Below are 23526 nucleotides of genomic sequence, written 5' to 3' on the forward strand. Positions count from 1 at the left end.
GGGACGCCCCGTCGCCGGAGCGTCCCTTTCCGTGTCGATCAAGCCCGGCCGGCAGGCGACCGGACCCTCAGGCCGTGGGTCAGGCCTCGTCGAGCTCGGCGGTCAGGTTGCGGACCGCGTTGGGGTCGACCGGGATGCTCGGCCCCATGGAGGTCGCGATGACGGCCTTCTTCACGTACCGGCCCTTGGCGGCCGACGGCTTCAGACGCTGGATCTCGTCCACCGCGGCGGCGTAGTTCTCCACCAGCTGACGCTGGCTGAAGGAGGCCTTGCCGATGATGAAGTGCAGGTTCGCGTGCCGGTCGACACGGAACTCGATCTTGCCGCCCTTGATGTCGGACACGGCCTTGGCCACGTCCATGGTGACCGTGCCGGTCTTCGGGTTCGGCATGAGGCCGCGCGGGCCGAGCACGCGGCCCAGGCGGCCGACCTTGCCCATCTGGTCGGGGGTCGCGACGACCGCGTCGAAGTCCAGGAAGCCGCCCTGGATCTTCTCGATCATGTCGTCGGAGCCGACCAGGTCGGCGCCGGCCTCGCGGGCCTCGTCGGCCTTGGCACCACCGGCGAAGACCAGCACGCGGGCGGTCTTACCGGTGCCGTGCGGCAGGTTGACGGTGCCGCGGACCATCTGGTCGGCCTTGCGCGGGTCGACGCCCAGCCGCAGGGCGACCTCGACGGTCGCGTCGAACTTGGTGACCGTGGTCTCCTTGGCCAGCTGAACGGCCTCTGCCGGGGTGTAGAGCCGGTCCCGGTCGATCTTCTCGGCCGAGCTGCGGTAGCCCTTGCTGCGCTGCATCTCTGCTCCTTGATTGTGCGGAGTTCGTGGTGTGGGCCGCGCAGGCCCTCCCACATGGGGTGGTGCTTGAGGTCGCAGGTGACCTCGGGGTGCTACTTGACCTCGATGCCCATCGACCGCGCGGTGCCGGCGACGATCTTCTCGGCGGCGTCGAGGTCGTTGGCGTTCAGGTCGGGCATCTTGGTGGTGGCGATCTCGCGAACCTGGTCGCGGGTGACCGAGCCGACCTTGGTCTTGTGCGGCTCGCCGCTGCCCTTCTCCACGCCCGCGGCCTTCAGGATGAGCTGCGCGGCCGGCGGGGTCTTGGTGATGAAGGTGAACGAGCGGTCCTCGTAGATGGTGATCTCTACGGGGATGACGTTGCCGCGCTGGGACTCGGTGGCAGCGTTGTACTGCTTGCAGAAGTCCATGATGTTGACGCCGTGCGGACCGAGCGCGGTACCGACGGGCGGCGCGGGCGTGGCCTGGCCAGCCTGCAGCTGCACCTTGACGAGCGCGGCGATCTTCTTCTTCTTGGGAGGCATGCCTCACCCCTAGCGTTCCGTTTCATGGTGATCCCGACTCCCGCATGAACGGGCAACACCCACGGCCGGAACGTGAGCCCGGGTGTTGGGATCCTTGGTGCCCCCGCGCGAGGCGGGGAAGAAGGTGGGCCGTGACACCGCGGTCACGGCTGTCGGCCGCCCGAAGGACGGCCGACAGACAAGAATACCCGAAGGTGAGACTAGATCTTGGAGACCTGGTTGAAGCTCAGCTCGACCGGGGTCTCGCGGCCGAAGATCGACACCAGCACCTTGAGCTTCTGCTGCTCGGCGTTGATCTCGTTGACCGTGGCTGGCAGGGTCGCGAACGGGCCGTCCATGACGGTGACCGACTCGCCGACCTCGAAGTCGACGGTGGCGGCGACCTTGGCCTGCTCCTTGGCCTTGGCCGGGCTGCCCTCCTCCGGCTCGGGCGCCAGCAGGTTGGCGACCTCGTCCAGGCTGAGCGGCGACGGCTTGTTGGACAGGCCCACGAAGCCCGTCACGCCCGGGGTGTTGCGGACCGCGGCCCAGGACTCGTCGGTCAGCTCCATGCGGACCAGGATGTAGCCCGGCAGGACCTTCTCGTTGACCTTCTGCCGCTTGCCGCCCTTGATCTCGGTGACCTCGTGCTGAGGCACCTCGATCTGGAAGATGAAGTCCTCCATGTTCAGGGTCTGGGTCCGGGTCTCGATGTTGGTCTTGACCCGGTTCTCGTACCCCGCGTAGGAGTGCACGACGTACCAGTCGCCCGGCTGCAGCCGCAGCTGCATCTTGAAGTCGGCGTACGGGTCGGACGGCGGCTCGGCCGGCGCGTCCTCGTCGTCCGCGGCCTCGTCCCCGGCGACCTCGGCGGCCTCGGCGGCCTCGGCGTCGTCCGCCACCTCCGCGTCGTCCACGTCGGCGGACCCGGCGGGCGCGGCGTCGGCGTCGGCGGCCTCATCGGCGGACGCGGCGAGCGTGTCCACCGGGCCGGCGAGCTCGTCCGCCGGATCGGCCGCAGCAGCCGCAGCAGACTGGGCCTCTTCGATGGCCTCGTCGTGGGGCTGTGAGGACTCGGACACGGTGACTCTTTCTCTCGAACGGTTTTCCGGTGATGGACTTGCTGGTGATGCGCTGATGCTGGTGAGAACGGAACTACTGAGAGTGGGCTACCCGGAAGGGATCAGCCGAACACCCAGAAGACGCCCTTGTGCAGGGCCCAGTCCAGGCCCGCGACCAGGGCGACCATGACCAGCACGAACACCAGCGAGACACTGGTGTAGGTGATCAGCTCGCGCCGCGTGGGCCAGATGACCTTGCGCAGCTCGGCGATCACCTGGCGCACGAAGAGAGCGGGAGAGGTCCGCTTGCGCGTGCCCTTTCCCTTGCCTTCGTCCTTGGCAGCGGCCTCGCCGCCGCGCGTCTCAGTCGCCATTTGCCGCCGTTCACCTCATAGGTCGTTTTCAACCACCATGTGGTTGTGGCGCCTGCCCGCCTCCTGCTCACGCCATGACGGCGTGCCATGGCGTGGCCGGGCACGGGTGCGCGCACCGCACCTCGCAGGGCAGGAGGGACTCGAACCCCCAACCGCCGGTTTTGGAGACCGGAGCTCTACCAATTGAGCCACTGCCCTATTCCCCCCGAAGGGGAAAACACTGCTCCCCGGGTGATCCCGGTTAGCACCGCATAGCTTACGGCCTCGTGGAGACATGCGCGTATGCCATTAGCGCGACGCTAGGTAGGTGAGTCTACGGTGCGGACGGCCCGCTCGTCGAACCAGACGACGAGATGATCGCCTCGGGGCCGGTCAGACGATCTGGCCACGAGGGGGAATAGGGACGTGAGCACGGCCGGTCCTCTGTAACGATAGGGACATGAGCACTGAGCGTCCTCGCATCTCCAAGCGCATCGCCGCGATCTCCGAATCCGCCACGCTGGCCGTCGACGCCAAGGCCAAGGCGCTGAAGGCGGCGGGCCGCCCGGTCATCGGGTTCGGCGCGGGCGAGCCCGACTTCCCGACGCCCGACTACATCGTCGAGGCGGCGGTCACCGCGGCCCGGGTGCCGCGCTTCCACAAGTACACGCCGGCCGGCGGGCTGCCGGAGCTGAAGACGGCCATCGCGGAGAAGACCGAGCGCGACTCGGGCTTCAGGGTCGAGCCGTCGCAGGTCCTGGTGACCAACGGCGGCAAGCAGGCGGTGTACGAGGCGTTCGCGGCGCTGCTGGACCCGGGCGACGAGGTGCTCGTGCCGACGCCGTACTGGACCACCTACCCCGAGTCGATCAAGCTCGCGGGCGGCGTGGCGGTCGACGTGGTCGCCGACGAGACCACCGGCTACCGGGTGAGCGTCGAGCAGCTGGAGGCGGCCCGCACGGGCCGCACCAAGGTGCTGCTGTTCGTCTCCCCCTCGAACCCGACCGGCGCGATCTACTCGCGGGACGAGATCGAGGCGATCGGCCGCTGGGCCGACGAGCACGGCCTCTGGGTCATCACCGACGAGATCTACGAGCACCTGGTCTACGGCGACGCCGAGTTCCACTCGATGCCGGTCGTCGTGCCCGAGCTGGCCGACCGGACCCTGGTGCTGAACGGCGTCGCCAAGACGTACGCGATGACCGGCTGGCGGGTGGGCTGGCTGATCGGCCCGCAGGACGTGGTGAAGGCCGCGACCAACATGCAGTCGCACGCCACCTCCAACGTCGCCAACGTGTCGCAGGCGGCCGCGCTCGCCGCGGTGACCGGCGACCTGTCGGCCGTGGCCGAGATGCGCAAGGCCTTCGACCGGCGGCGCCAGACCATGCTGCGGATGCTGAACGACATCCCCGGCGTGTTCTGCCCCGAGCCGCAGGGCGCCTTCTACTGCTACCCCACGGTCAAGGACCTGCTCGGCAAGGAGCTGCGCGGCAAGCGCCCGCAGACCTCGGTCGAGCTGGCCTCGCTGATCCTGGAGGAGGCCGAGGTCGCGCTGGTCCCGGGCGAGGCGTTCGGTACCCCCGGCTACTTCCGTCTCTCGTACGCGCTGGGCGACGACGACCTCATCGAGGGCGTCTCCCGCGTGGCCAAGCTGCTCTCCGAGGCGAGCTGAGCTTTAGGCCTGAAAGGCAAGCCTGAGTCCTGGAAAACAAAGGGGCGTCCCGGCGGATCCGCGCGAACCGCCGGGACGCCCCTTTTCCATGGGTGCCACCCCGGGCTTTTCATGGCCCGGTCGGGGCCCGTCCCAGTCCCCCTCTCTATGGGCGTACGCCCTCGGCTATGCGCAGCAGGTCGTCGCGTACGGAACCGGCGGCCGTGACGATGACGCCCACGCCCGGCCGGTCGATCCAGGCGATCTGCCTGGCCGCGCCGGGCCGGTCCGAGACGAACGCCTTGTGCCCCCGCACTGATGCGGGCTTCGGCATCGCGGGCAGCACGCCCAGTCCCTCGGGCGCGGTCAGCCCGGCGTTCCGTACGACCCGGATCTCCACCGTTCCCGCCGCTCCGGTCCACCGGCAGGTGGTCGTGGTGCCCTGGTCCGCGCACGGCTGGGCGGCGCCCAGGCCCGACGGCAGGTAGGTCACCCAGCCCGGCAGCGGGTTCGACCCCGTTCCGGGTGCGGCCGAGCCGTGCCCGCCGCCGGGGCCGAGCCGCGGCGACGGGTGCTGGGAGGCTCCCGCCCCGGGGTTCTCCGAGGTGCGGGGCGACCGAGATTCGCCCGGGGCGGGAGGCTGCGCCGGTCCGTTCGAACCGGGAGCCGGGGGCGCGGCGGCGGTGGGCGTCTTGCTCGCGCTCACCGGGTCGGCGCGGAACGAGTGGTACGTCGTCGGCACCAGGGCCGTCAGCACGGCCAGGGCGGTGGCCGCCCCGACGGTCGTGCGGATGCGGGTCACGCGGCGGCGGTACCGGTGCCGCACGTCCTCGGCGAGCGAGGACGGAGCGGACGCGTCGGCGGTGTGCTCCGCCATCGCCCGTCTCAGTTCACTCTCCAGGTCCATCGCTCATCTCTCCATCGGTGCCAGATTGGTGCCGAGCCGCTCCCGGAGCCTGGCGAGGCCCCGGGACGCCTGGCTCTTGACCGTGCCGACCGAGCAGCCGAGCGCCTGGGCGGTCTCGGCCTCCGACAGGTCCTCCCAGAAGCGCAGCACGAGGACCGCGCGCTGGCGGGAACCGAGCCGGCGAAGCTCGTCCATCAGCGTTCCGCGCAGCTCGACGGCGTGGTGCCCGGAGTCGGCGGCCACCTCGGGCGGGCTCGCCATGTGGATCTCCCGCAGCACCTTCCACCGCCGGGACCGGCTGATCGCCAGGTTGACCAGGATCCGGCGGACGTACGGCTCGGGGTCGGACTCGGGATCGAGCCTCCCCCAGTGCCGGTACGCCTTCTCCAGCGCGGCCTGGAGGAGATCCTCCGCGTCCTGGCGGGCACCGCACAGCAGCGCGGCGGTCCGGGTCAGGGCGGTGCCACGCGCCGCAACGAACTCGGTGAACGACTCGTCGTCTCGACGACCCATGCTCTCCGTCCGGAGGGGGGTGTGAATTTGTGACCGGTGACAGGTGGCCTCTCACGCGCCAAGAGGCCACCCGTCCCGGGTTCTTACCTGGCCTGCTGGACGGCGGAGGCCAGTTCCGGCAGATCGCTCGTCAAAAGAGAGCTGGCGTTCGTTAGCAGCGAAGACCCGTTCGGGTCGAACATCAGGACGCCGCCGCCGGGCAGCGGTCCGGTGGCGGGCAGCGCGAGCGCCTGCCGGAGCTGACGTTCGGTGGTCCCGGCGGGGGCCATCAGGCGTTCGATCGTGATGTAGCGGCCCGCGGCGCCGACCCACTTCTGCGTGATCGCGCAGATCTTACGGACCTTGACGTCCTTGGTCGCGCCCGGGAGAACGGACGGGCCCTGGACGCCGGTGAAGTTCAGGCCCTTGGTGAGGATGAGCGCCTTCTCGACCGTTCCGCCGACCTGGACGGGCGCGGGGAGCTTGGAGCAGTCGACGTTCTTCGGGAGCTTCGGCGCGCCGGGAACGCCGGGGACACCGGGCTTGGGCAGCTTGTCGGCGGGGTTGCCGGGGAGCTTGTCGGCGGGGGGCTTGGGCAGCCGCGAGGCGTCCGGCAGGCAGGTGGGCTGCGGCATGGGAGCCGGAGCGCCGGGGGCGGGAATGCCGGGGGCGGGGGTGCCGGGCGTGCCGGGGTTACCGGGCTGCGTGGGGTTCGGGAGCTTGTCGGTGGGGAGCTTCGGCAGCTTGTCGGCCGGCGGCTTGGGGAGCTTGTCGGCCGGGACCTTCGGGAGTTTGTCCGTCGGCACCTTCGGCAGCTTGTCGGTGGGGACCTTCGGGAGCCGGTCCTTCGGCAGCTTGTCAGTCGGGACCTTCGGGAGCTTGTCGGTCGGGAGGCAGGTCGGGAGCGTGGCGGGGGCCGGCGGTACGGCGTCCTTGACCTGCTGCACGGCGGCCGGCGCCTTGTCGTGCGCACCGGTCAGCCCGGCGACCGGCGACCCGGTGGCCGCCCAGGTGACGCCGCTGATGGCACCGACCGCGCCAATCGCCGCCGCCGCGATCGTGGCCGCCTTCATCGTGATCATCTGTGTCCCTCTCCTGGCTTCCTTGCCTCAACTCTCTTGCGCCCCTCGTATACGCACGACCACGCAGCGAGGTTGCACGGCTTCCCAAAGTTTTTTCCGGGCCATGTCCCGGCTGGTCGTTCCGTGCCATGAGCACTGACCGTCACGGGTGGTCTACGGGCTCCAACAGGGCGTATGCGCGCATCACCGGGAAAGATCGGGCAGCATTGGTTCATGGAGGCCCGTTCCACGTCAGCGCCCCGAGATCTCGCCGCGCTCCCCAAGGCACATCTGCACCTGCACTTCACCGGCTCGATGCGGCATTCCACGCTCGTGGAGCTCGCCGCCGAGCACGGCGTGCACCTGCCGGACGCCCTGGTCGAAGACTGGCCCCCGCGATTGCAGGCCACCGACGAACGCGGCTGGTTCCGCTTCCAGCGCCTGTACGACATCGCCAGGTCCGTTCTGAAGACGCCCGACGACATGCGGCGCCTGATCCGGGAGACCGCAGAGGACGAGGCGGCCGAGGGGTCGGGCTGGCTGGAGATCCAGGTCGACCCGAGCGGGTACGCGGCGCGCTTCGGCGGGCTGACCCCGACCGTCGAGCTGGTCCTGGACGCCGTGCGGCAGGCCGAGGACGCGACGGGCGTCGGGATCGGCGTCGTGATCGCGGCCAACCGGACCCGGCATCCGCTCGACGCCAAGACGCTGGCCCGGCTGGCGCTGCGCTACACCGACCGCGGCGTGGTCGGGTTCGGGCTGTCCAACGACGAGCGGCGCGGGCGCGCGTACGACTTCGAGGGCGCGTTCCGCATCGCGCGGCGGGGCGGGCTGCTGTCGGCCCCGCACGGCGGCGAGCTGCTCGGCCCGCAGAGCATCCGCGAGTGCCTGGAGACGCTCGGCGCGGACCGGATCGGGCACGGGGTGCGCGCCGTGGAGGACCCGCGGCTGCTGGAGAAGATCGTGGAACGCGAGGTGACGCTGGAGGTCTGCCCGGCGTCCAACGTCGGGCTCGGCGTGGCCCGTTCGGCCGCCGACGTGCCCGTACGGCAGCTGTTCGAGGCGGGGGCGCGGATGGCGCTCGGCGCCGACGACCCGCTGCTGTTCGGGTCGCGGCTGGTGCGGCAGTACGAGCTGGCGCGCTCCGACCACGGGTTCACCGACGGCGAGCTCGCCGAGCTGGCCCGGCAGTCGATCCACGGCTCGGCCGCCCCCGAGACGGTCCGCAAGCGCCTGCTGGGCGACATCGACAACTGGCTCAAGCGCCACTGAACGGCGCTGAACGGCGCTGACCGCCACTGAACGCGCTTGAGCGGTGGCGGTCCTGCCGCCACCGCTCAAGAAGGTCGTTCCGTCAGGCCGCTTCGACGGGGACCGGGGTGGTCTCGTCGGTGGGCTCACCGGCCTCGACCGGGGCGGTCGCGGGGGCCGGCAGGCGGGACGGGATCACCAGGGCGATGACGACCGCCACGCCCAGGACCACGGCGCCCGTCCAGACCGAGGCGGTGAGGCCGTCGGTGAAGCGCTGCGGGCTGGTGAAGTCGCCGTTCGCCGAGAACACCGCGCCCAGGACCGCGATGCCGAGGACCGTGCCGAGCTGGCGCAGCGCGTTGCTCACGCCGGACGCCAGGCCGGTGAACTCGTGCGGCGCGAACGCCAGCACCAGGCGGGCCTGCGGCGAGAAGAACAGGCCCATGCCGATCCCGGCGAGAACGAAGGCGGGCAGCAGCGTTCCGTAGGAGACGTCGGCCGCGGTCACGGCGCCGAGCCAGGCGATGCCGGCGGTCTGGAAGACCAGGGCGAGCGCCAGCACGTTGCGCGGGCCGACGCGGGCCATCAGCGGCGCGGTCAGCGGGGCGACGACCACCGGCATCGCGGTCCACGGCAGGGTGCGGACGCCGGCCTCCAGCGGGGACATGCCCTGGACGCCCTGCAGGAACTGCGCGAGCAGGAAGACCGCGCCGAACATCCCGAACGACATGACCAGCGCGACGGCGTTCACGGCGCTGAAGCCGCGGCTCTTGAAGATCGCCATGGGCAGCATCGGGTTTACGGCGCGCAGCTCGTACGCCAGGAAGCCGGTCAGCACGGCCGCGCCGGCGATCAGAGCGGTCAGGACGAGCGGGCTGGTCCAGCCGCGGCCGTTGCCCTCGACCAGGCCGAGCACGATGCCGAGCAGACCGGCGCTGACCAGGAACGTGCCGACCAGGTCCAGCGGCTTGCGCGGGCCGTGGCTCTCGGTCAGGAAGGCGCGGGCGAGGCCCAGCAGGACGATGCCGATCGGGACGTTGATCCAGAAGATCCACTGCCAGGTGGCGTACTCGGTGAGCGCGCCGCCGACCACCGGGCCGAGCGCGACGCCGAGCCCGCTCATCGCACCCCAGGCGGCCAGCGCCTGGCCGCGCCGGTTGGCGGGGGTCGCGGCGGCGAGCATGGTCAGCGTGAGCGGCGTGACGATCGCGGCGCCGGCGCCCTGGACGGCGCGGGCGGCGATGAGGGCGCCGATCCCGGGGGCCAGCGCCGCGGCGGCGGAGGACGCGGTGAAGAGGGTCAGGCCGATGAGGAAGAGCCTGCGGCGGCCGAACCGGTCGGCGACGGCGGCGCCGGTCAGCAGCAGGACGGCGAACGTGAGCGTGTAGGCGTTGACCGTCCACTCGAGCGCTTCGAGGCCGGTGCCGAGGTCCTTGCGGATCGAGGGCAGGGCGTTGGTGACGATGAGGTTGTCCAGGGAGACCATGAACAACGCGATTCCGGTGACGATGAAGGTTTTGAGTGCGTGGTGCCTCATGGCCCGCTCCTCGGGATCTCGTTCAGGGGGATTAGTTATCAGTCACTAACTTTGATGTCGAAAAAAAAGATCATGCGTCGGCGGACCAGTCGCGCAGCGACTGGGCGAGCTTCTCTCCGGGGGTGTAGGGGATGCCGAACGCGACCAGGACGTTCAGCAGCATGCCGGTCGAGACGAACCGCAGGACCTCCTGGGGCGGCTCACCGGAGAGCTCGGCCACGGTGCGCCAGAGCCGCGCCCACCGGGCGTTGCCCATGATCTGGATCTCCTCGTCGTCGACCGCGGCCGCGAAGATCTGGAGCTGGAACTGCAGGACGGTCGAGTTGGCCAGCAGTTCCCGGTAGCGGGCGCCCATCGCGGAGATCGCCTCGCTGCCGTACAGGCCGCCGGCGGCGTCGCGCATGGCGTCCTCGATCGTGTCGAAGCAGCGCTCGACGGCGGCGAGGAACAGGGCCCGCTTGGACGGGAACAGGCGGAACAGATAGGGCTGCGAGACCCCGACCTGCTGGGCGATCTGGGCGGTCGAGGTGCCCTCGTAACCACCCTTGGCGAACGCGCAGACCGCGGCGCGGAGGGTCTCCTCGCGCCTGTCCTCGGCGCTCATCCGTGGGCTCATGGGAGAAAGTTAGTACTCAATCACTAACTTCGTCAAGGGGTGGGCGCGGCCGGGGCGGCAGGAGCCGTCGGGCCCCACATCTCCTGCCGCTCAAGGTGCGCGATCAGCAGCTCGCCCGCTCGCATGATGTGCAGCCGCATCGCGCCGCTCGCCGCGTGCGGGTCACCGCTCCGCAGGGCCTCGAGGATGCGCAGATGGTCGCGTTCGACGGCGGCGGGCCAGTCCGGCAGCCGCCCGTACAGCCCGCGCGGCACGTACCGCGACACCGAGCCGAGCGACCAGGCGAGCTTCTCCGAATCCGCCGCCAGGTTGATCGCCCGGTGGAACGCGTGGTTGTGGTCCTCCACCAGATCGGCCCGGCCGGCGGCGACCGCCTGCTCCAGCGACCGCTGGATGCCGGTGAGGTCGCGCATCGTCTCCGGCTCCATGCGCCGGGCCGCCCGTACGGTCAGCTCGGCCGCGATGGTCGCCTGCACCCAGAACAGGTCGTTCACGTCCTGCTTGGACAGCGGCGCCACCACGAACCCGCGGCGCGGTTCGAGCTGTACGAAGCCCTCACTGCGCAATGACTGCAGCGCCTCTCGTACGGGAGTCACGCTGATGCCGAAATCCAGCGCCAGCCGCTCCAGCCGGAGGAACTCGCCGGGTCTCACCTGCCCGTCCATGATGAGCTCACGGATGCGCGCGGCGACCTCGTCGCACAATTGAGGCCGCGGTCCTAGACCCCGCCGGGGTCGCGGAATGGCCACGTCGTACTCCGCCCCACTGAAGGCCCTCCCACGGGAACCCGCGGGGGTGAAGGGCCTTGCCTCAATGATGCTCGCCGGGCGGCACATGTGAACGCACCCGACCCCGGAAAACAATTCCTGACGTAATAGCGGAAATGCAGATAAAAACATTCGCCGCCATTCGGTACGGCCGGGTGGGCGGCCGGCATGCGGGGCCAGGCGCGGGGTCAGGCGAAGGCGGCTTCGAGGAGCAGGATGACGCCGAAGATCGCGAAGCCGGCCGCGGCGCCGTAGCGGATCACCTTCTCGGGGAGGCGGCGGCCGAGGATCCGGCCGACGACGATGGCGAGCGCGTCGGCGGCGACCATGCCGACCGTGCTGCCCAGCCAGATCCCGGCCAGGCCCCAGAAGCCACCGTGGTCGGCGGCCAGGGTGACGGTCGCGAGCATGGTCTTGTCGCCCAGCTCGGCCAGGAAGAACGCGCCGCCGACCGCCAGGATGGCCGAGCCGGTGGCCTTGTCGGCCTTGGCCTGTTCGTCGTCGGTGAGCTCGTCGCCGCGCAGCGTCCAGGCGGCGAAGCCGAGGAACGCCAGCCCGGCGAGGATCGAGATGGGCCTGGTGGGGATCGCCGCCCCGAGCGCCGCGCCCAGCACCACGCTCGCCAGGTGGACCAGGGCGGTCGCGGCGGTGATGCCGATGAGGACGGGGAGCGCGCGGAACCGCGTCGCGAAGGTCATGGCCATCAGCTGGCTCTTGTCGCCCAGCTCGGCGACGAAGATGACGACCAGGCTGATGATGAATGCGGAGATCAAACCGCTGTGCCTCTCGCTCGGTGCCGAGCTGAGGGCGGGGGATTTCGCGCACGACCTCGGCCCGGCATGACTGCCAGGCCGAAGGTCTCGTCCGCCTGCGGGCCGACCGGCCCGAGGCCCGCGCGACCGGGCGCTCTCGGGAACGCCAGTGTGTCGATCACGCGATTGGGACTACTCCCCCTCGACGAAGATCAGGCTATCAGGACCGGGCGAACAGCCTTGGCGCCGGACCGCGTCAGAGAGTCACGCCGATGAAGACGGGCTCGTTGACCAGCACGACCCCGAACGCCTCCCGTACACCGTCGCGCACGTGGCGGGCGAGGGCCAGCAGGTCCTCGGTGCTGCCGCCGCCGGGGTTGGTGAGGGCGAGCGTGTGCTTGCCGGAGATGCGGACCGGGCCGAGCGCCTCCCCCTTGGCGAAACCGGCCCTGTCGATCAGCCAGGCCGCCGAGGTCTTCGTTCGGCCGCCGCTCTCGGGGTAGCGCGGGAACGTCGCGTCCGGGCCGAGGCGTTCGGCCACCCGGCGCTCAAGATCCGCGAGCTGCGCGGCGTCCAGGATCGGATTGGTGAAGAACGACCCGGCGCTGCGGGTGTCGGGGTCGTCCGGGTCCAGGACCATGCCCTTGCCGCGGCGCAGCTCCAGGACGGCGTCGCGCGCCTCCTTGAGGGGCACGCGCGCGCCGGGCTCCACGCCGAGCCTGCGGGCCAGTTCGGCGTACGCGATCGGCTGCGACTCCTCCGACTGGCCCAGCTCGTAGGTCACGTCCAGGATCACGAAGCGGTCCGAGCCCTTGAAGACGCTGTGCCGGTAGGTGAAGCGGCAGTCCTCGCGGCCGAGCGTGACGCACTTGCGCTCCTGCCGGTCGTACGCCTGGACCTCGACGATCGTCTCGCTGACGTCCTGGCCGTACGCGCCGACGTTCTGGATCGGGGTGGCGCCGACCCGGCCGGGGATGCCCGCCAGGCACTCGACGCCCGCCAGCCCGTCCGCCACGCAGCGCGCCACGAACGGGTCCCACTCCTCGCCGGCCTGGACGCGCACCCGCACGCGGCCCTGCTCGTCGGTGGCGCTCTCGGTGCCGCGCGTACCGATGTGGATCACCGTTCCGGGGAAGCCCGCGTCGGCGACCACCAGGTTGCTGCCGCCGCCGAGGATCAGCACCGGCTCGCCGGCCTCGTCCGCCCGGCGCACGGCCGCGACCAGCTCGTCCTCGGTCGTCGCCTCCACGAAGCGGCGAGCCGGGCCGCCGAGGCGGAGCGTGGTGTAGCCGGCCAGCCTCACGTCCTCAGCGAACACTGCCACGCGGTCTTCCTCTCCCGTACGTTCCCCGGTCGTGCGGGCCGCAGCGCGCTCGGCGTTCCGGCCCGCACACCAGGATGGCGCACCCGTGCACGGCGCGTGCACGCAGGCACGCGCCAGGGCACGTTCACACGCGAGGCGCACGCATGAGGCCCGCGCACGAGGCGCGCGGGCACGCACGGCGCGTGCGTGCGCGGTCTCAGGCGAGCCGGACGACGGCCTTGGCGCGCGTGAGGACCTTCTGCTCGTTGGACCGGGCGGTGAGCGCGACGACGACCTTGTTGTCGTCCAGCTTCTCCTCCACCTTGCCGCTGATCTCCAGGGTCGCGCCGCCCTCGTCGGGCACCACGACCGGCGCGGAGAAGCGCACGCCGTAGTCGACCACGGCGCCCGGGTCGCCGGCCCAGTCGGTCACGTACCGGCCGCCCTGGGCCATCGTGAACATGCCGTGCGCGATCACGTCCGGCAGGCCGACCTTCTTGGTGAACGACTCGCGCCAGTGGATCGGGTTGAAGTCGCCGGACGCGCCCGCGTACATCACCAGGTTGAGGCGGTCCACCGGGTAGGACTGCGCGGGGATCTCGGTGCCGACCTCGACCTCGTCGTACTTCACCTGTGCGGCCATCAGGCACCCCGCTCCACGATCGTGTTGAAGGCCTTGCAGAGCAGTTCGCCCTCGGTGGTCTTGATCTCGGTCTCCAGGACCAGCTTCTCGTTGTTGCCGATCGACTTGATCTCGGTGACCGTCGACTCGCAGACCACGGTGTCGCCGGCCCGCAGCGGGCGGGTGTACTCGAAGCGCTGCTCGCCGTGCACGACCATCGCGAAGTTCAGGCCGAGCTCGGGGTCGGCCAGCGAGCCGCCACCGCCCATCGAGACCACGATGGGGAAGGTCGGCGGGGCGATCACGTCGGCGTGCCCGGCGGCCTTGGCCGCCTCCTGGTCGCGGTAGATCGGGTTCTTGTCGCCGATCGCGTCCGCGAACTCCCGGATCTTCAGCCGGGTGACCTCGTAAGGCGCGCTGGGCGGGAACGCCCGCCCGATGAAATCACGGTTGAGTGCCATGCAATCGTCCCTCCAAGGTCGTACGGGGGCAGGCGGTCGCCACCGGCCCCGCGTGCCCGCGCCCGGCACGTGTCTGCGCTCTCGGACGGACCGTAACAGAACGACGTTCAGCCCGCCCTCGCGGGTGTCCGCGGGGACGGGCTGCACACGTCAGAGCAAGCCAGGCAAGCCTGCCGCCGAGCGAAACCGCTGGTCGAGCCGCCGCCGCGCCGGGGCGCGGTGAATGCGGAATGGTGCGCCGTTCGCGGACGCCGAGGCATCGGACGCCGAGGCATCGGGCGCCGAGGCATCGAACGCCGAGGTGTCGAGCGTCGAAGCGCCGGCTGGAGCGCACGCCGCGCGTCCGATCGGAGCGCGGCCGGCCCGTGGGCCGCCGAACGATCCGGGACCGGGAACGGCCCGAGGCCGACGAACGGCCCGAGCCCGTGAACGGCTCGAGCCCGTGAACGGCTCGTGGGCCGGAACGGTCCGGGGGACGCCGACCGGCTCGTGGGCCGGGAACGGTCCGGGACCAGAACGGTCCGGGGCCGGTCGGCCCGGGGAGTCCTAGCGGGTCTCGCGGTGCGGACGGTGGGTCCGGCAGTTGGGGCAGTACTTCTTGATCTCCAGGCGGTCCGGGTCGTTGCGCCGGTTCTTCCTGGTGATGTAGTTGCGGTGCTTGCACTCCTGGCAGGCCAGCGTGATCTTCGGCCTAACGTCGGTGGCAGCCACGATGGAGTGCCTTTCTGACTAGGGACTTAGGACATGCGACGCAGTCATCGGCCGCCCCGGGAGGGCGGCCGGTGATACGAGCACCCGCCTCCGGTCCCAGAGGGGAACGGGAGGACGGGTAGTAGCGAGGGCCGGACTTGAACCGGCGACACAGCGATTATGAGCCGCTTGCTCTGCCTGACTGAGCTACCCCGCCGTGATGGTCGGTGTGGACCGATAGGTCAGAATACCCGACGACCTCAACACCTCGGAAACCGAAGAACCCCGGCCCGCTCCGAGCGAACCGGGGGTGCGGACTTCCTTGAGCCCCTTTACGGAATCGAACCGTAGACCTTCTCCTTACCATGGAGACGCTCTGCCGACTGAGCTAAAGGGGCCTTGTCGCCTGCGCGACGGGTGTAACCATACACGCCCCGAGCACCGGATACGAAATCAAATCCGGGCGGCGACCACCGGCACCCGAGGCGCCGGTCACGGAGGTCTCACAGGGCTCCCATCGGCCCTGATTTCACCCCGTATGCCAGGGTGATCTTCATGAGTCAGGCCCTCCAGCACGTCTGCGACGAGATCGTCCGGGCGGCGGTCGCCGAGGACCAGGTCTTCGGCGAGCTCCTCCCCCGGCTGATGCAGGAATCGCAGAACGAGCCCCCCGCAGAACTGAACGCCGCGCTCCCGCGCCTCGCCGAGGGCATCGCCGAGGCGCCGCCCAACCTGGGCGGATGGCTCGCCGTCGTCGCGGGCTCCTGGGTCGAGAACGGCGCCGACGCCGGCCGGGCAGGGACGGCCGTGGTGGAGCGGCTCGTCGAGGTGACCGCGGCCGCCCTGGCGTTCGGCGACGCCTGGGAGAAGGCCGGCGCGGGCGACCCGCCCGACATGGAGCAGGACCAGCCCTCCCAGCAGGCGCTGGACGTCGTGCTGCCCGAGCTCGGTGAGGGCGGCGTCACCGCGATGATGTCGTGGTTCTCGCTGCACCAGTTCGCGATGGCCGCCTGCACGATGCTGTCCCGGTCGCCGATGGTGCGGGCGTCGGTGGAGGAACGCGAGTTCCGCGTGTTCGCCGCCGGCCAGGCCGCCAAGTACCTCGGGCAGATGGCGTACGTGCGCGACCTGCTGCAGGTCCTGGACGGCGAGCGCCTGCTCGTCCTGGACCGGGCGAGCCGCCAGGGCTGGACCGTCACGATCAGCGGGATCGGCGACAACTTCCAGCTGCACACCCTCCTCGCCGGGGCCCTGCAGGGCCGTCCCGGCGGGATGCCCGGGGAGCCGCCCGCGCCCGAGATCGTGGCGAGCTTCCTGGACACCGACCTGCCGAGTAAGCAGATTGTCACCAGCCCGTGGAACCTGGTCGACGCCAAGGGCGAGTGGATCTACAACGAGGGCGTGCCCGCCGACATCCCGGCCCTGAACGGCACCCGCGTCGTCGTCCTGGACCCGCCCTCGTACTCGCGTTCCTTCCCCGCCGGGCGGCGCTTCCCGCTGATGCCCGCGACCCTCACGATCGAGGGCATGCACCTGGCGGAGGACCTGACCGAGTGGTGGCCGCACATCGCCCCTGCCAACAACCCCAACACCGGCTGAGGGCCGCTGGCGCGCGGGCCAGGGCTAGCTGGACGCGCGGGCCAGGGCTAGCTGGACGCCCGGGCCAGGGCCGCGGGCTAGGCGGGGTGGACGAGGACGGCGGTCGCGTCGTCGTACTGCTTGCCCCGCCGTGCGGCCGCCTCCGGTTCGGCCTCCGCCTCGCGCGTACGCCTGATGACCTCCCTCGGCCCGGCCTGGTCGAGCAGCTCGAGGAGTTCGGCCCAGTCGATCCGCCCGAACCGTTCGACCAGCCGGGCCGCACCGTCGCTGAACAGTGCGGCGCGGCGGACGCTCGCCACCGGGGCCTCGCCGGTCAGCGCCTCGTAGGCCGCCTCGGGCCGGGTGCTGGCGACCCAGAACCCGCCCGGGCTGTTGCGCGCGGCCCGTACCGCCTCCCGGGTGTAGCTCGGCAGCCGGTCCACGCGGTCGTCCCGTACGACGCGCACCTCGCCGTCCACGTCGAGCAGCACCGGCGAGTCGGCCAGCACCAGCCAGTCCAGCACCTCGTCCCGCCGCCGCATGATCGCGACCGTCGCCGAGGGGCTGTCGGGGTTGCCCAGGTCACAGGTGTCGCAGTGGGCCTCACCCACGTCCTTGATCGCGCCCGCGAGCACGTCGGGCAGCGGCGTCCCGTCCTCCACCGCGAGCCGCGCCGCCAGGCCCCCCGCCAGCTGCCGCACCAGCCAGCCCGGATCGTGAACGCAGCCGCTCCGTACCCCCGGAGGCTCGGTCGCACCGTCGAGCAGCGCCACCCATCCCGGCCCCGCCACGACGTAGTCCTCGTTCTCCAGCCCCGGCGTCGCCTGAGTCTCATACGAAATGTGCACGTCAGGGAGTCTCCCCGACCCGGCACCGGAACCGCGATCGAAAGGTCCCGACTGGCATCACCGCCGGCCAGAAGTTGGCGGACCCCGGGTAAGTCCGCGGCCCCTCGCCCAGGGATACCTGGTGAGGGGCTTGGCGGTGGTTTTGGGGCTGAGTCGGGCCTTGATGAGGCCGGGTCAGGCCTTGATGAACTCGAGGAGGTCGGCGTTGAACTCGGCCGCGTGGCTTGTGTAGATGCCGTGCCCGCCGGTCGGGTACTCCTTGTAGGCGGCCCCCGGCAGCAGTTCGGCCGTGCGCCGGCCGGTGATGTCGACCGGGGCGGAGAAGTCCAGGGCACCGTGCACGACCAGCGCCGGAACGGCGATCCGTCGCACCGCGTCGCGGTTGTCGGCGTGGTAGACCGACTGCTGGATCTTGAGCGTCGCCCACGGCGCGGTCGACATGCACTGGCGGTATGTGGTGTCGACCTGCTCGGGCGAGACGTCGTTCAGATGGGTGTTGAAGTAGACCTGCGCCTGCCGGCTCATCCACTTGCCGCGGTCGGTACGGATCTGGCGGAACAGCTCCTCCGCCATCGCCTCGGGAATCCCCACCGGGTTGTCGTCGGTCTGCTTGAGGAACGGAAGGATCGCCGCCACGAGCGCCACCTTCGCCACGCGGTCATCGCCGTGGCGAAGCAGGTAACGGGCTATCTCCGCCCCACCGGTGGAGTGGCCGACCAGGATGGCGCCCCGCAAATCCAGGTGCTCGATCAGGGCGGCCAGGTCGTCGGCTGTGGTGTCGATGTCGTAGCCGCTCGCGGGGCGGTCGGAACGCCCGTGCCCCCGCCGGTCTATGAGAACGCAGCGGTAGCCCTGCTCGACGAAGTAAGGGACCTGGTGCTCCCACATGTCCGTGGGAAGCATGGCGCCCGCGATGAAGACGATCGGCCGGCCCGTTCCGTAGTCCTCGTAGGCGAGGCGGGTTCCGTCGTGGCTGTCGAAGAACATGGTCGCTCCTTGGCGTTGAAGGCCTGTCTGTCGTTCGTTAGGCGTGCGGGATCAGTCGGCGGCGCGGCGGCGCGCGGCGCGGCGGAGGCCGGAGGCGGATCAGCCGGCGGAGGCGGATCAGCAGGCAGTGGCGCGGCGGAGGCCTGCGGCCATCTCGGCCGAGTCGTGATCGGGCTCGACGCCCTCGACGATGACCAGCTCACCCATGAGGTGGTTGGCGCGCAGCGGCTGGATCTCCTGGTACGCGGCCGAGTTGTAGAAGTTCCGCGCGTGGTCCATGGACGGGAACTCCAGCATCACGATGTCGCCCGGCCACTCCCCTTCGAAGACCTCGATGGGGCCACCGTGCACGAGGAACCGGCCGCCGAAGGGATCCATCGTGGACTGAATCCTTTCCAAGTACTCCAGTACCTCGGGGTGGAGCTCTTCGGCCTTGCGGAGGTGGGCGAGCATGTAGGCAGGCATGACTTTTCCTTCCGGGAGGGCGATGGGGGCGGGGCCGGGGGCTTGGGGGGCGGGGGCCGGGCGGGAGCGGTCAGGCTCCGGAGGGGACCTCGTCGAGGAAGCCGAGAACCTGGCTGATCCGGCCGTCGTCACCGATCACGGCTACGTCGAAGCCGACCGCCACCGGCTTGGCTCCTGGGCGGCCCAGGTGCCAGGTGAAGCGGGCCAGGCTGTGGTGGGCGTCGATCGGACCCGCCAGGCTGAACTGCAGGCCCTCGAACTGCCCCTGAACGGCGGCCATCGCGGCGTCCAGCCCGTCCCGGCCCTCCACTGAGACCAGCGGGTCGGTGTACTCGACGTCCTCGGTCATGACCTCGGCGATCCGGGCCTGCCGTACGGCGGGGTCGGTCTCGTTCCAGGCTGCGAGGTAGGTCGTGACCAGTTCGGTGATGTCGCTCATCGCTTTCTCCTTCTTGATCGCTCCGTTGACGACAACGCTATGGAGCAGGCGAAAGCGAGGAATCCGTCGTGCTTAGGTACTTTTTTCGTTGGCCCGGCGAACCGGTCGCGTTCTACTATCCGGGCTCGTGAGCAGACTCCGGGGGATCGCGGCCGACAACGCGCGGATCATCGCCGACGGCGAGTACACGACCGACGATGGGGGCAAGGCGGTCGTGGGCCCTGCCCTGCGGGCGGCGATCTCCGGCACGGTGAGCCACCCGCCGGAGGGTCCTGCCTTCACGCCGAACGCGGCGGCAGCGGACCGGCGGACGTCGTACGAGGTGACCGCCGAAGGCAGCCTCGACGCCGCGCGGAGGCTGCACCTTGCGGGGGCCGAACGGATCGCCGTTCTGAACTTCGCCTCGGCCCGCAACCCGGGAGGCGGTTACCTGGGCGGCGCCAAGGCCCAGGAAGAGGACCTGTGCCGCCAGGCCCTGCTCTACCCGTGTCTGCTTGAGGCCCCTGACTACTACGAGGCTCACCGGGTCTCGCCCGACCTGCTCTACAGCGACCGGGTGATCTGGTCCCCCGACGTTCCCGTGCATCGCGGCCAAGACGGCCGGTTGCTCGCCGAGCCGTATCTCATCTCGTTCCTCACCTCCCCGGCGCCCAACGCCGGGGAGGTACTGCGGCGGGACCCGGAAGCGCGCCCTCGGATCAGGCAGGCGCTCCAGCAGAGGTCGGAACGCGTCCTGACCGTGGCGGCCCACCACGGCGCACGCAATCTGGTCCTGGGCGCGTGGGGCTGCGGGGTCTTCCGCAACGACCCGCGTGAGGTCGCCGAGGCGTTCCACACCCACCTCACCGGCGCCTTCGCGGGAGAGTTCGAAAGGGTGGTCTTCGCCGTCTGGGACCGTTCGGCCAACTCTGCCAACCGGGCCGCGTTCGCAGACCGCTTCCCCGCGTAGGTGGCCGACCGCTTCCCCGCGTAGGTGAGGGCTACCGGCTAGCCGCTACCGGGGGGTGAGGCGGACCACCGGGTACTTGCGGTCGGACTTGCTCTGATACTTGGCGATGCGGGGCTGGGCGGTGGCGATGAGGTGCCAGCCCTCCTCACGTTCATCCCCCTGAAGCGCGACCGGCTTCACCGGCTGGGTCTCCCCGTTGGGGAGTTCGATGGACGCCTCGTCGGGATGCGCCATCAGGTTCATGTACCAGTCCGGGTTCTGGGTGCCGCCCCCCGAGGCGACGATGAGCCGGGAGTCCTCACCATCGGCGAACCACGCGAGGGGCGTCTCCCGCTGCTGCCCGCTCTGGCGCCCCTTCGTGCTGAGGATGAGCACGTCCATGCCCATGAACTCGCCGCGGCCCTTACGGACCTTGCGGGCCATGCGCGCGTTCATCCTGTGCTGCATCCACCGCGAGAACGCGCCGGGCGTACCGGGCTTGCGCTTGGTGTCCTTAGTCATCGCTACCTCCAGGTCCGTTGGCCCGCACTGTGCGGAAGAGCCAGGTGAACGGCTATGTCGGCAACGCTAGGCGCGGCCCATGGGCCGGCGCTTCTCCATTCCTGATCGGTCGCCTTCAGGCCCCGGGCAACGCCCGTACAGGTGCTGAAAAGTGGGCCGACCGGAGGCCGACCGGCTGTGGCTGACCCGCCCGGGACTAGTCGACCGGAGGCGGGTCGTTCGACGGCTGATCAACCGGCGGCTCATCGGTCGACGGCTGATCGACCGGCAACTGGTCGGCCGAGGGATGATCAACCGAGGCCTGGCCGACGTGCGGCTGAGGCCGTCCCGTCTGAGGTTGCTCGCCGTCCTCGCTCTGGACCGCCGCGAGGTCCTCTTCGGCGGCCTGCGCCCGGGTCCGGCTCAGCAGCTGCTCGGATTCGAGGATGACCTGATGGGAACGCGCGATCGTCTCGCGGGTCTGGGTGCGCACCGTCTGCCCGTGCGAGATCACCTGGTTGACGCGGGCGAGGGCCTCGTCCCGGTCGATCCGTGCGGCCTCCCGGTCGGACCTCGCGTACGCCCGGTCGGCCTGCGCCGCCGCCCGGTCCTCGCGGGCGACGCGCCGGTCCTCACGGAAGGCGAGCCGCTCGTGCCGCGCCCTCGCCCGATCCCGCGTCAGCACGATCATGAACTCCCGCAGCACCCTGCGGTCGGCGGCGTTGTGAACGCGGTCCTCCGCCGCCAGCTGTTCCAGCCATCCCTCGGCGTGCGAGTCGCGGTGATCGGAACGTTCGGCCGCCGCCTGGTCGCGCTCCTCGGCGGCCTTCAGCAAACCCTCGATCTGGTCGGCGATCCGCGCGGCGGCCACGGCCGCCTCCGTCGCCACCACGGACCGCTGGGCCCCGAGGTCGTCGCGTTCGGCGGCGTCATCGTCGCGTTGCCCGGCCTCGTCGTCGCGGACCTCGGCCTGCTCGTCGCGGTCATCACCGAGATCACGCCGCGAGACCGCGGCGGCGGCGGCGGCGGCGAAAGCATCGTGCTCGTCCTGCCGGCTCGGGGCCTCCAGGCGTTCGCGCAACGCCTCCGCCAGCGGCACCGCGGCCGTGCGCAAAGGCTCGCTGGGTTGCTGCGCGATGAGCACGTCCAGCAGTGTCACCACCGCGTTGAGCTCGTCTCGATCCAGCATCGCCCATCCAGCCGCCGGAGGCCTATGACAACGGTAAACCCACTCGCGCGGGCCCGACTAGTCAACGACGAGTTCGGTTGGAGAGGACGCCGCCGGCCGATCGTTCCCACCGAAGCAGGCGTACCCGCCGACTGCGAACATTGCAGCTTCACAGCAGAACTGAACGACAAGGAACGGAATGAGCGTCTCCATCTACTACACGGCCATCCGCGCGCAGTCCCTCACCGAGGCAGAGCAAGCGACCATCGCGGCCCTGATCGCCAACCACGATCCCGACCGCTTCGCGGATTCAGGCGAATCGTTCTGCGTCTACGACAACCCCCAGCCCGGCGAGGTCTTCGCAGGCTCCACCGCACTCCCCCTCAGCGAAGAAGCCGCCGAAGCCCTCTTCCACTGGACCGACCTCCTCAGCGCGATCCGCCGTGCTCTCCCCGACGCCGAGTGGAACGTTCACGTAGAAGACCAGGACCTCCCTTGGGACGAAGGCCAACAGGCCTACACAATGGAGTGATGACTGAGCGAAAGCCCCCAGGGCTCAGCTTCGAGTCCTGGATCGACGGCCAGATCCGCGAGGCGGAAGGCCGAGGCGAGTTCGCCGACCTCCCCGGCGCCGGCAAGCCCCTGCCCGACGCGGGCAAGCCGCTGGAAGAGAACTGGTGGATCAAGCAGAAGCTGGCCAGCGAAGGCCTTGCCGCGATCCCCCACCCCACCCTCGCCCTCCGCAAGGAGATCGAGGACGCCCTGGCCGCCGCGCCCGACGCCCCCACCGAACACCACGTACGCCGCCTGCTGGAGCCCATCAACGAGAAGATCGCCGTCTACCAGCGCATGCCCCCGCCAGGCCCGCTGCTCGGCCGCCGCCAGATAGACATCGACCAGGTCCTAGAAGACTGGCGCCAGTCCCACCGGCAGCCCCCGCCCAAGCCCGAGCCCCGCCCCAAACGAAGGTTCCGCCTCTTCCGCCGCCGCTAACCACCCAGGTGAAGGGTCTTGTCGATCACGTCGACGGTCGCGGCGGAGATCTGCTCGTGCCCGGCGGCGTTGGGATGATCGCCGTCATCGGACAGATAGCGCGTCTCGTCGTAGGCGTAGTCCGGCCCCTTGAAGGCCGCGCGCAGATCCACGTACGCCGAACCGGTGTCGTTCGCGGTCTTCTTGATGATCCCGTTCACCTGATCGGTCATCTCGTCCGCCGCACCGACGTACGCCGCCCCCTGCTCCTTGGCGTACTGACCGCCCAGCCACACGCTCCAGTAATCCAGCAGAACCACCAAAACCTGGTGCCCCGCCGTCAGCTCATGCACCCGCCGAACGATCTCGGCGAGGTTCTGCTCCAGCTTGGGGATCTGCCCCTCATAACAAGCAGTCGAATTGCCGCACGACTTGTCGTACGACACATCGTTGGCGCCCACCTCGACATCCACGGCATCGGCCCCCGCCACGTTCGCGGCCACCTTGGACTTGGAGCGCAACTGCGCGAGCACGTCAGCGCTGGTATATCCCCCAACGGCATCATTGGTCGCCGTCACCTGCCGGGTCCCAGGCACGCTCAGGGCCGTGGCGCTCAACTGCGGATAGGGCTCGCAGTTGCAGTTGGCCCCCTCCGGCACCGAATCCCCCAGGGCCACAACAGTTCGAGCCGCCTCGTGGCCGGTCCCACCGGACCCGGTCGAGCAGCCGGCAACCAAGATCGCGCACGCGACCACCCAGGCACGCGCACTAGCGCCCATGCCCGAATTCTAAGCACAACGCCAGAACTACCATCAGC

Annotated in this window: 28 protein-coding genes and 3 tRNA genes; 6 read left to right on the top strand and 25 right to left on the bottom strand. The window is 70.3% G+C overall.

Going from position 1 to position 23526, the window contains the following annotated elements; translation table 11 throughout:
- Positions 1–79: 79 nt before the first annotated feature.
- The 5 genes from rplA to J4573_RS29910 all read right to left on the bottom strand — a co-directional run bounded on the left by rplA (position 80) and on the right by J4573_RS29910 (position 2932).
- Positions 80–796, bottom strand: a complete 717-nt coding sequence (rplA, locus tag J4573_RS29890) for a 50S ribosomal protein L1 (RefSeq protein WP_208259251.1) — start codon at positions 794–796, stop codon at positions 80–82.
- Positions 797–888: 92 nt separating this feature from the next.
- Complete coding sequence (gene rplK, locus J4573_RS29895) at positions 889–1320, bottom strand: 50S ribosomal protein L11 (RefSeq protein WP_208259252.1); 432 nt, start codon at positions 1318–1320, stop codon at positions 889–891.
- A 200-nt stretch (positions 1321–1520) separates the two neighbouring features.
- Positions 1521–2381 (bottom strand): transcription termination/antitermination protein NusG, encoded by an 861-nt coding sequence (gene nusG, locus J4573_RS29900; RefSeq protein WP_208259253.1) that lies wholly within the window; start codon positions 2379–2381, stop codon positions 1521–1523.
- Between the two features lie 101 nt (positions 2382–2482).
- The gene (secE, locus tag J4573_RS29905; protein WP_208259254.1) at positions 2483–2734 is read right to left on the bottom strand and encodes a preprotein translocase subunit SecE; all 252 of its coding nucleotides are present in this window, start codon (positions 2732–2734) and stop codon (positions 2483–2485) included.
- A 125-nt stretch (positions 2735–2859) separates the two neighbouring features.
- A tRNA-Trp gene (locus J4573_RS29910) sits at positions 2860–2932 on the bottom strand.
- 241 nt (positions 2933–3173) lie between these two features.
- Between J4573_RS29910 and J4573_RS29915 the strand changes: the two genes are divergently transcribed.
- Positions 3174–4385 carry a pyridoxal phosphate-dependent aminotransferase gene (locus tag J4573_RS29915; protein WP_208259255.1) on the top strand — a complete coding sequence of 404 codons (1212 nt, stop codon included), beginning with the start codon at positions 3174–3176 and terminating at the stop codon, positions 4383–4385.
- A 145-nt stretch (positions 4386–4530) separates the two neighbouring features.
- Here the strand turns inward: J4573_RS29915 and J4573_RS29920 are convergent, their stop codons facing one another.
- The 3 genes from J4573_RS29920 to J4573_RS29930 all read right to left on the bottom strand — a co-directional run bounded on the left by J4573_RS29920 (position 4531) and on the right by J4573_RS29930 (position 6845).
- Positions 4531–5271 (bottom strand): hypothetical protein, encoded by a 741-nt coding sequence (locus J4573_RS29920; RefSeq protein ID WP_208259256.1) that lies wholly within the window; start codon positions 5269–5271, stop codon positions 4531–4533.
- A gap of 3 nt (positions 5272–5274) precedes the next feature.
- Positions 5275–5784 carry a SigE family RNA polymerase sigma factor gene (locus J4573_RS29925; RefSeq protein ID WP_208259257.1) on the bottom strand — a complete coding sequence of 170 codons (510 nt, stop codon included), beginning with the start codon at positions 5782–5784 and terminating at the stop codon, positions 5275–5277.
- Between the two features lie 83 nt (positions 5785–5867).
- Positions 5868–6845, bottom strand: a complete 978-nt coding sequence (locus tag J4573_RS29930; protein WP_208259258.1) for a hypothetical protein — start codon at positions 6843–6845, stop codon at positions 5868–5870.
- A gap of 213 nt (positions 6846–7058) precedes the next feature.
- Between J4573_RS29930 and J4573_RS29935 the strand changes: the two genes are divergently transcribed.
- The gene (locus tag J4573_RS29935; protein WP_208259259.1) at positions 7059–8096 is read left to right on the top strand and encodes an adenosine deaminase; all 1038 of its coding nucleotides are present in this window, start codon (positions 7059–7061) and stop codon (positions 8094–8096) included.
- An 82-nt stretch (positions 8097–8178) separates the two neighbouring features.
- Here J4573_RS29935 and J4573_RS29940 read toward each other — a convergent pair whose 3' ends face one another.
- From J4573_RS29940 to J4573_RS29985, 10 genes are all read right to left on the bottom strand, one after another.
- Entirely contained in the window at positions 8179–9612 is a 1434-nt protein-coding gene (locus J4573_RS29940; RefSeq protein WP_208259260.1) for a DHA2 family efflux MFS transporter permease subunit, read from the bottom strand.
- Between the two features lie 70 nt (positions 9613–9682).
- Positions 9683–10228: a TetR/AcrR family transcriptional regulator gene (locus J4573_RS29945; RefSeq protein ID WP_208259261.1), complete on the bottom strand. Its 546-nt coding sequence runs from the start codon at positions 10226–10228 to the stop codon at positions 9683–9685.
- A gap of 32 nt (positions 10229–10260) precedes the next feature.
- A complete protein-coding gene (locus J4573_RS29950) occupies positions 10261–10932 on the bottom strand; it encodes a GntR family transcriptional regulator (RefSeq protein ID WP_208259262.1) in 672 nt (223 codons plus the stop codon).
- Between the two features lie 251 nt (positions 10933–11183).
- Positions 11184–11765, bottom strand: coding sequence for a TMEM165/GDT1 family protein (locus tag J4573_RS29955; RefSeq protein WP_208259542.1), 582 nt, complete (start codon positions 11763–11765; stop codon positions 11184–11186).
- A gap of 238 nt (positions 11766–12003) precedes the next feature.
- The gene (locus J4573_RS29960; RefSeq protein WP_208259263.1) at positions 12004–13071 is read right to left on the bottom strand and encodes a UDP-N-acetylmuramate dehydrogenase; all 1068 of its coding nucleotides are present in this window, start codon (positions 13069–13071) and stop codon (positions 12004–12006) included.
- Positions 13072–13267: 196 nt separating this feature from the next.
- The gene (locus J4573_RS29965; protein WP_208259264.1) at positions 13268–13693 is read right to left on the bottom strand and encodes a MaoC family dehydratase; all 426 of its coding nucleotides are present in this window, start codon (positions 13691–13693) and stop codon (positions 13268–13270) included.
- Positions 13693–14133 carry a MaoC family dehydratase N-terminal domain-containing protein gene (locus J4573_RS29970; RefSeq protein WP_208259265.1) on the bottom strand — a complete coding sequence of 147 codons (441 nt, stop codon included), beginning with the start codon at positions 14131–14133 and terminating at the stop codon, positions 13693–13695. The genes J4573_RS29965 and J4573_RS29970 overlap by 1 nt, the downstream gene beginning before the upstream one ends.
- Before the next feature lie 546 nt (positions 14134–14679).
- A complete protein-coding gene (gene rpmG, locus J4573_RS29975) occupies positions 14680–14844 on the bottom strand; it encodes a 50S ribosomal protein L33 (protein WP_026404241.1) in 165 nt (54 codons plus the stop codon).
- A 122-nt stretch (positions 14845–14966) separates the two neighbouring features.
- Positions 14967–15040 (bottom strand) — tRNA-Met (locus J4573_RS29980).
- A gap of 108 nt (positions 15041–15148) precedes the next feature.
- Positions 15149–15221 (bottom strand) — tRNA-Thr (locus J4573_RS29985).
- 157 nt (positions 15222–15378) lie between these two features.
- On the opposite strand from J4573_RS29985, the gene J4573_RS29990 reads away from it, so the two are divergent.
- Positions 15379–16422: a hypothetical protein gene (locus J4573_RS29990; RefSeq protein ID WP_208259266.1), complete on the top strand. Its 1044-nt coding sequence runs from the start codon at positions 15379–15381 to the stop codon at positions 16420–16422.
- Between the two features lie 77 nt (positions 16423–16499).
- Here the strand turns inward: J4573_RS29990 and J4573_RS29995 are convergent, their stop codons facing one another.
- From J4573_RS29995 to J4573_RS30010, 4 genes are all read right to left on the bottom strand, one after another.
- On the bottom strand, positions 16500–17249 hold the full coding sequence (locus tag J4573_RS29995) for a protein phosphatase 2C domain-containing protein (RefSeq protein ID WP_208259267.1): 750 nt from the start codon (positions 17247–17249) through the stop codon (positions 16500–16502).
- A gap of 174 nt (positions 17250–17423) precedes the next feature.
- Complete coding sequence (locus tag J4573_RS30000) at positions 17424–18236, bottom strand: alpha/beta fold hydrolase (protein WP_208259268.1); 813 nt, start codon at positions 18234–18236, stop codon at positions 17424–17426.
- Positions 18237–18353: 117 nt separating this feature from the next.
- Positions 18354–18701 (bottom strand): DUF1330 domain-containing protein, encoded by a 348-nt coding sequence (locus J4573_RS30005; RefSeq protein ID WP_208259269.1) that lies wholly within the window; start codon positions 18699–18701, stop codon positions 18354–18356.
- Between the two features lie 70 nt (positions 18702–18771).
- Positions 18772–19140 (bottom strand): nuclear transport factor 2 family protein, encoded by a 369-nt coding sequence (locus J4573_RS30010; protein ID WP_208259270.1) that lies wholly within the window; start codon positions 19138–19140, stop codon positions 18772–18774.
- A gap of 127 nt (positions 19141–19267) precedes the next feature.
- Here J4573_RS30010 and J4573_RS30015 point away from each other — a divergent pair, with 127 nt between their 5' ends.
- Positions 19268–20089: a TIGR02452 family protein gene (locus J4573_RS30015; protein WP_307797003.1), complete on the top strand. Its 822-nt coding sequence runs from the start codon at positions 19268–19270 to the stop codon at positions 20087–20089.
- Positions 20090–20134: 45 nt separating this feature from the next.
- Here the strand turns inward: J4573_RS30015 and J4573_RS30020 are convergent, their stop codons facing one another.
- Together J4573_RS30020 and J4573_RS30025 are read right to left on the bottom strand one after the other, a co-directional pair.
- Positions 20135–20590, bottom strand: coding sequence for a nitroreductase/quinone reductase family protein (locus J4573_RS30020; protein ID WP_208259271.1), 456 nt, complete (start codon positions 20588–20590; stop codon positions 20135–20137).
- A 196-nt stretch (positions 20591–20786) separates the two neighbouring features.
- Entirely contained in the window at positions 20787–21758 is a 972-nt protein-coding gene (locus J4573_RS30025; protein WP_208259272.1) for a hypothetical protein, read from the bottom strand.
- A 178-nt stretch (positions 21759–21936) separates the two neighbouring features.
- Here J4573_RS30025 and J4573_RS30030 point away from each other — a divergent pair, with 178 nt between their 5' ends.
- Both J4573_RS30030 and J4573_RS30035 read left to right on the top strand, forming a co-directional pair.
- A complete protein-coding gene (locus J4573_RS30030) occupies positions 21937–22269 on the top strand; it encodes a hypothetical protein (RefSeq protein ID WP_208259579.1) in 333 nt (110 codons plus the stop codon).
- Positions 22269–22730, top strand: a complete 462-nt coding sequence (locus tag J4573_RS30035) for a DnaJ family domain-containing protein (RefSeq protein ID WP_208259273.1) — start codon at positions 22269–22271, stop codon at positions 22728–22730. The genes J4573_RS30030 and J4573_RS30035 overlap by 1 nt, the downstream gene beginning before the upstream one ends.
- Here J4573_RS30035 and J4573_RS30040 read toward each other — a convergent pair.
- Positions 22727–23488 (bottom strand): SGNH/GDSL hydrolase family protein, encoded by a 762-nt coding sequence (locus tag J4573_RS30040; protein ID WP_208259274.1) that lies wholly within the window; start codon positions 23486–23488, stop codon positions 22727–22729. The two genes, J4573_RS30035 and J4573_RS30040, sit on opposite strands and share 4 nt — an antisense overlap.
- Between the last annotated feature and the right edge of the window lie 38 nt (positions 23489–23526).

The organism is Actinomadura barringtoniae (genome assembly GCF_017573505.1).
Classification (GTDB): Bacteria; Actinomycetota; Actinomycetes; order Streptosporangiales; family Streptosporangiaceae; genus Spirillospora; species Spirillospora barringtoniae.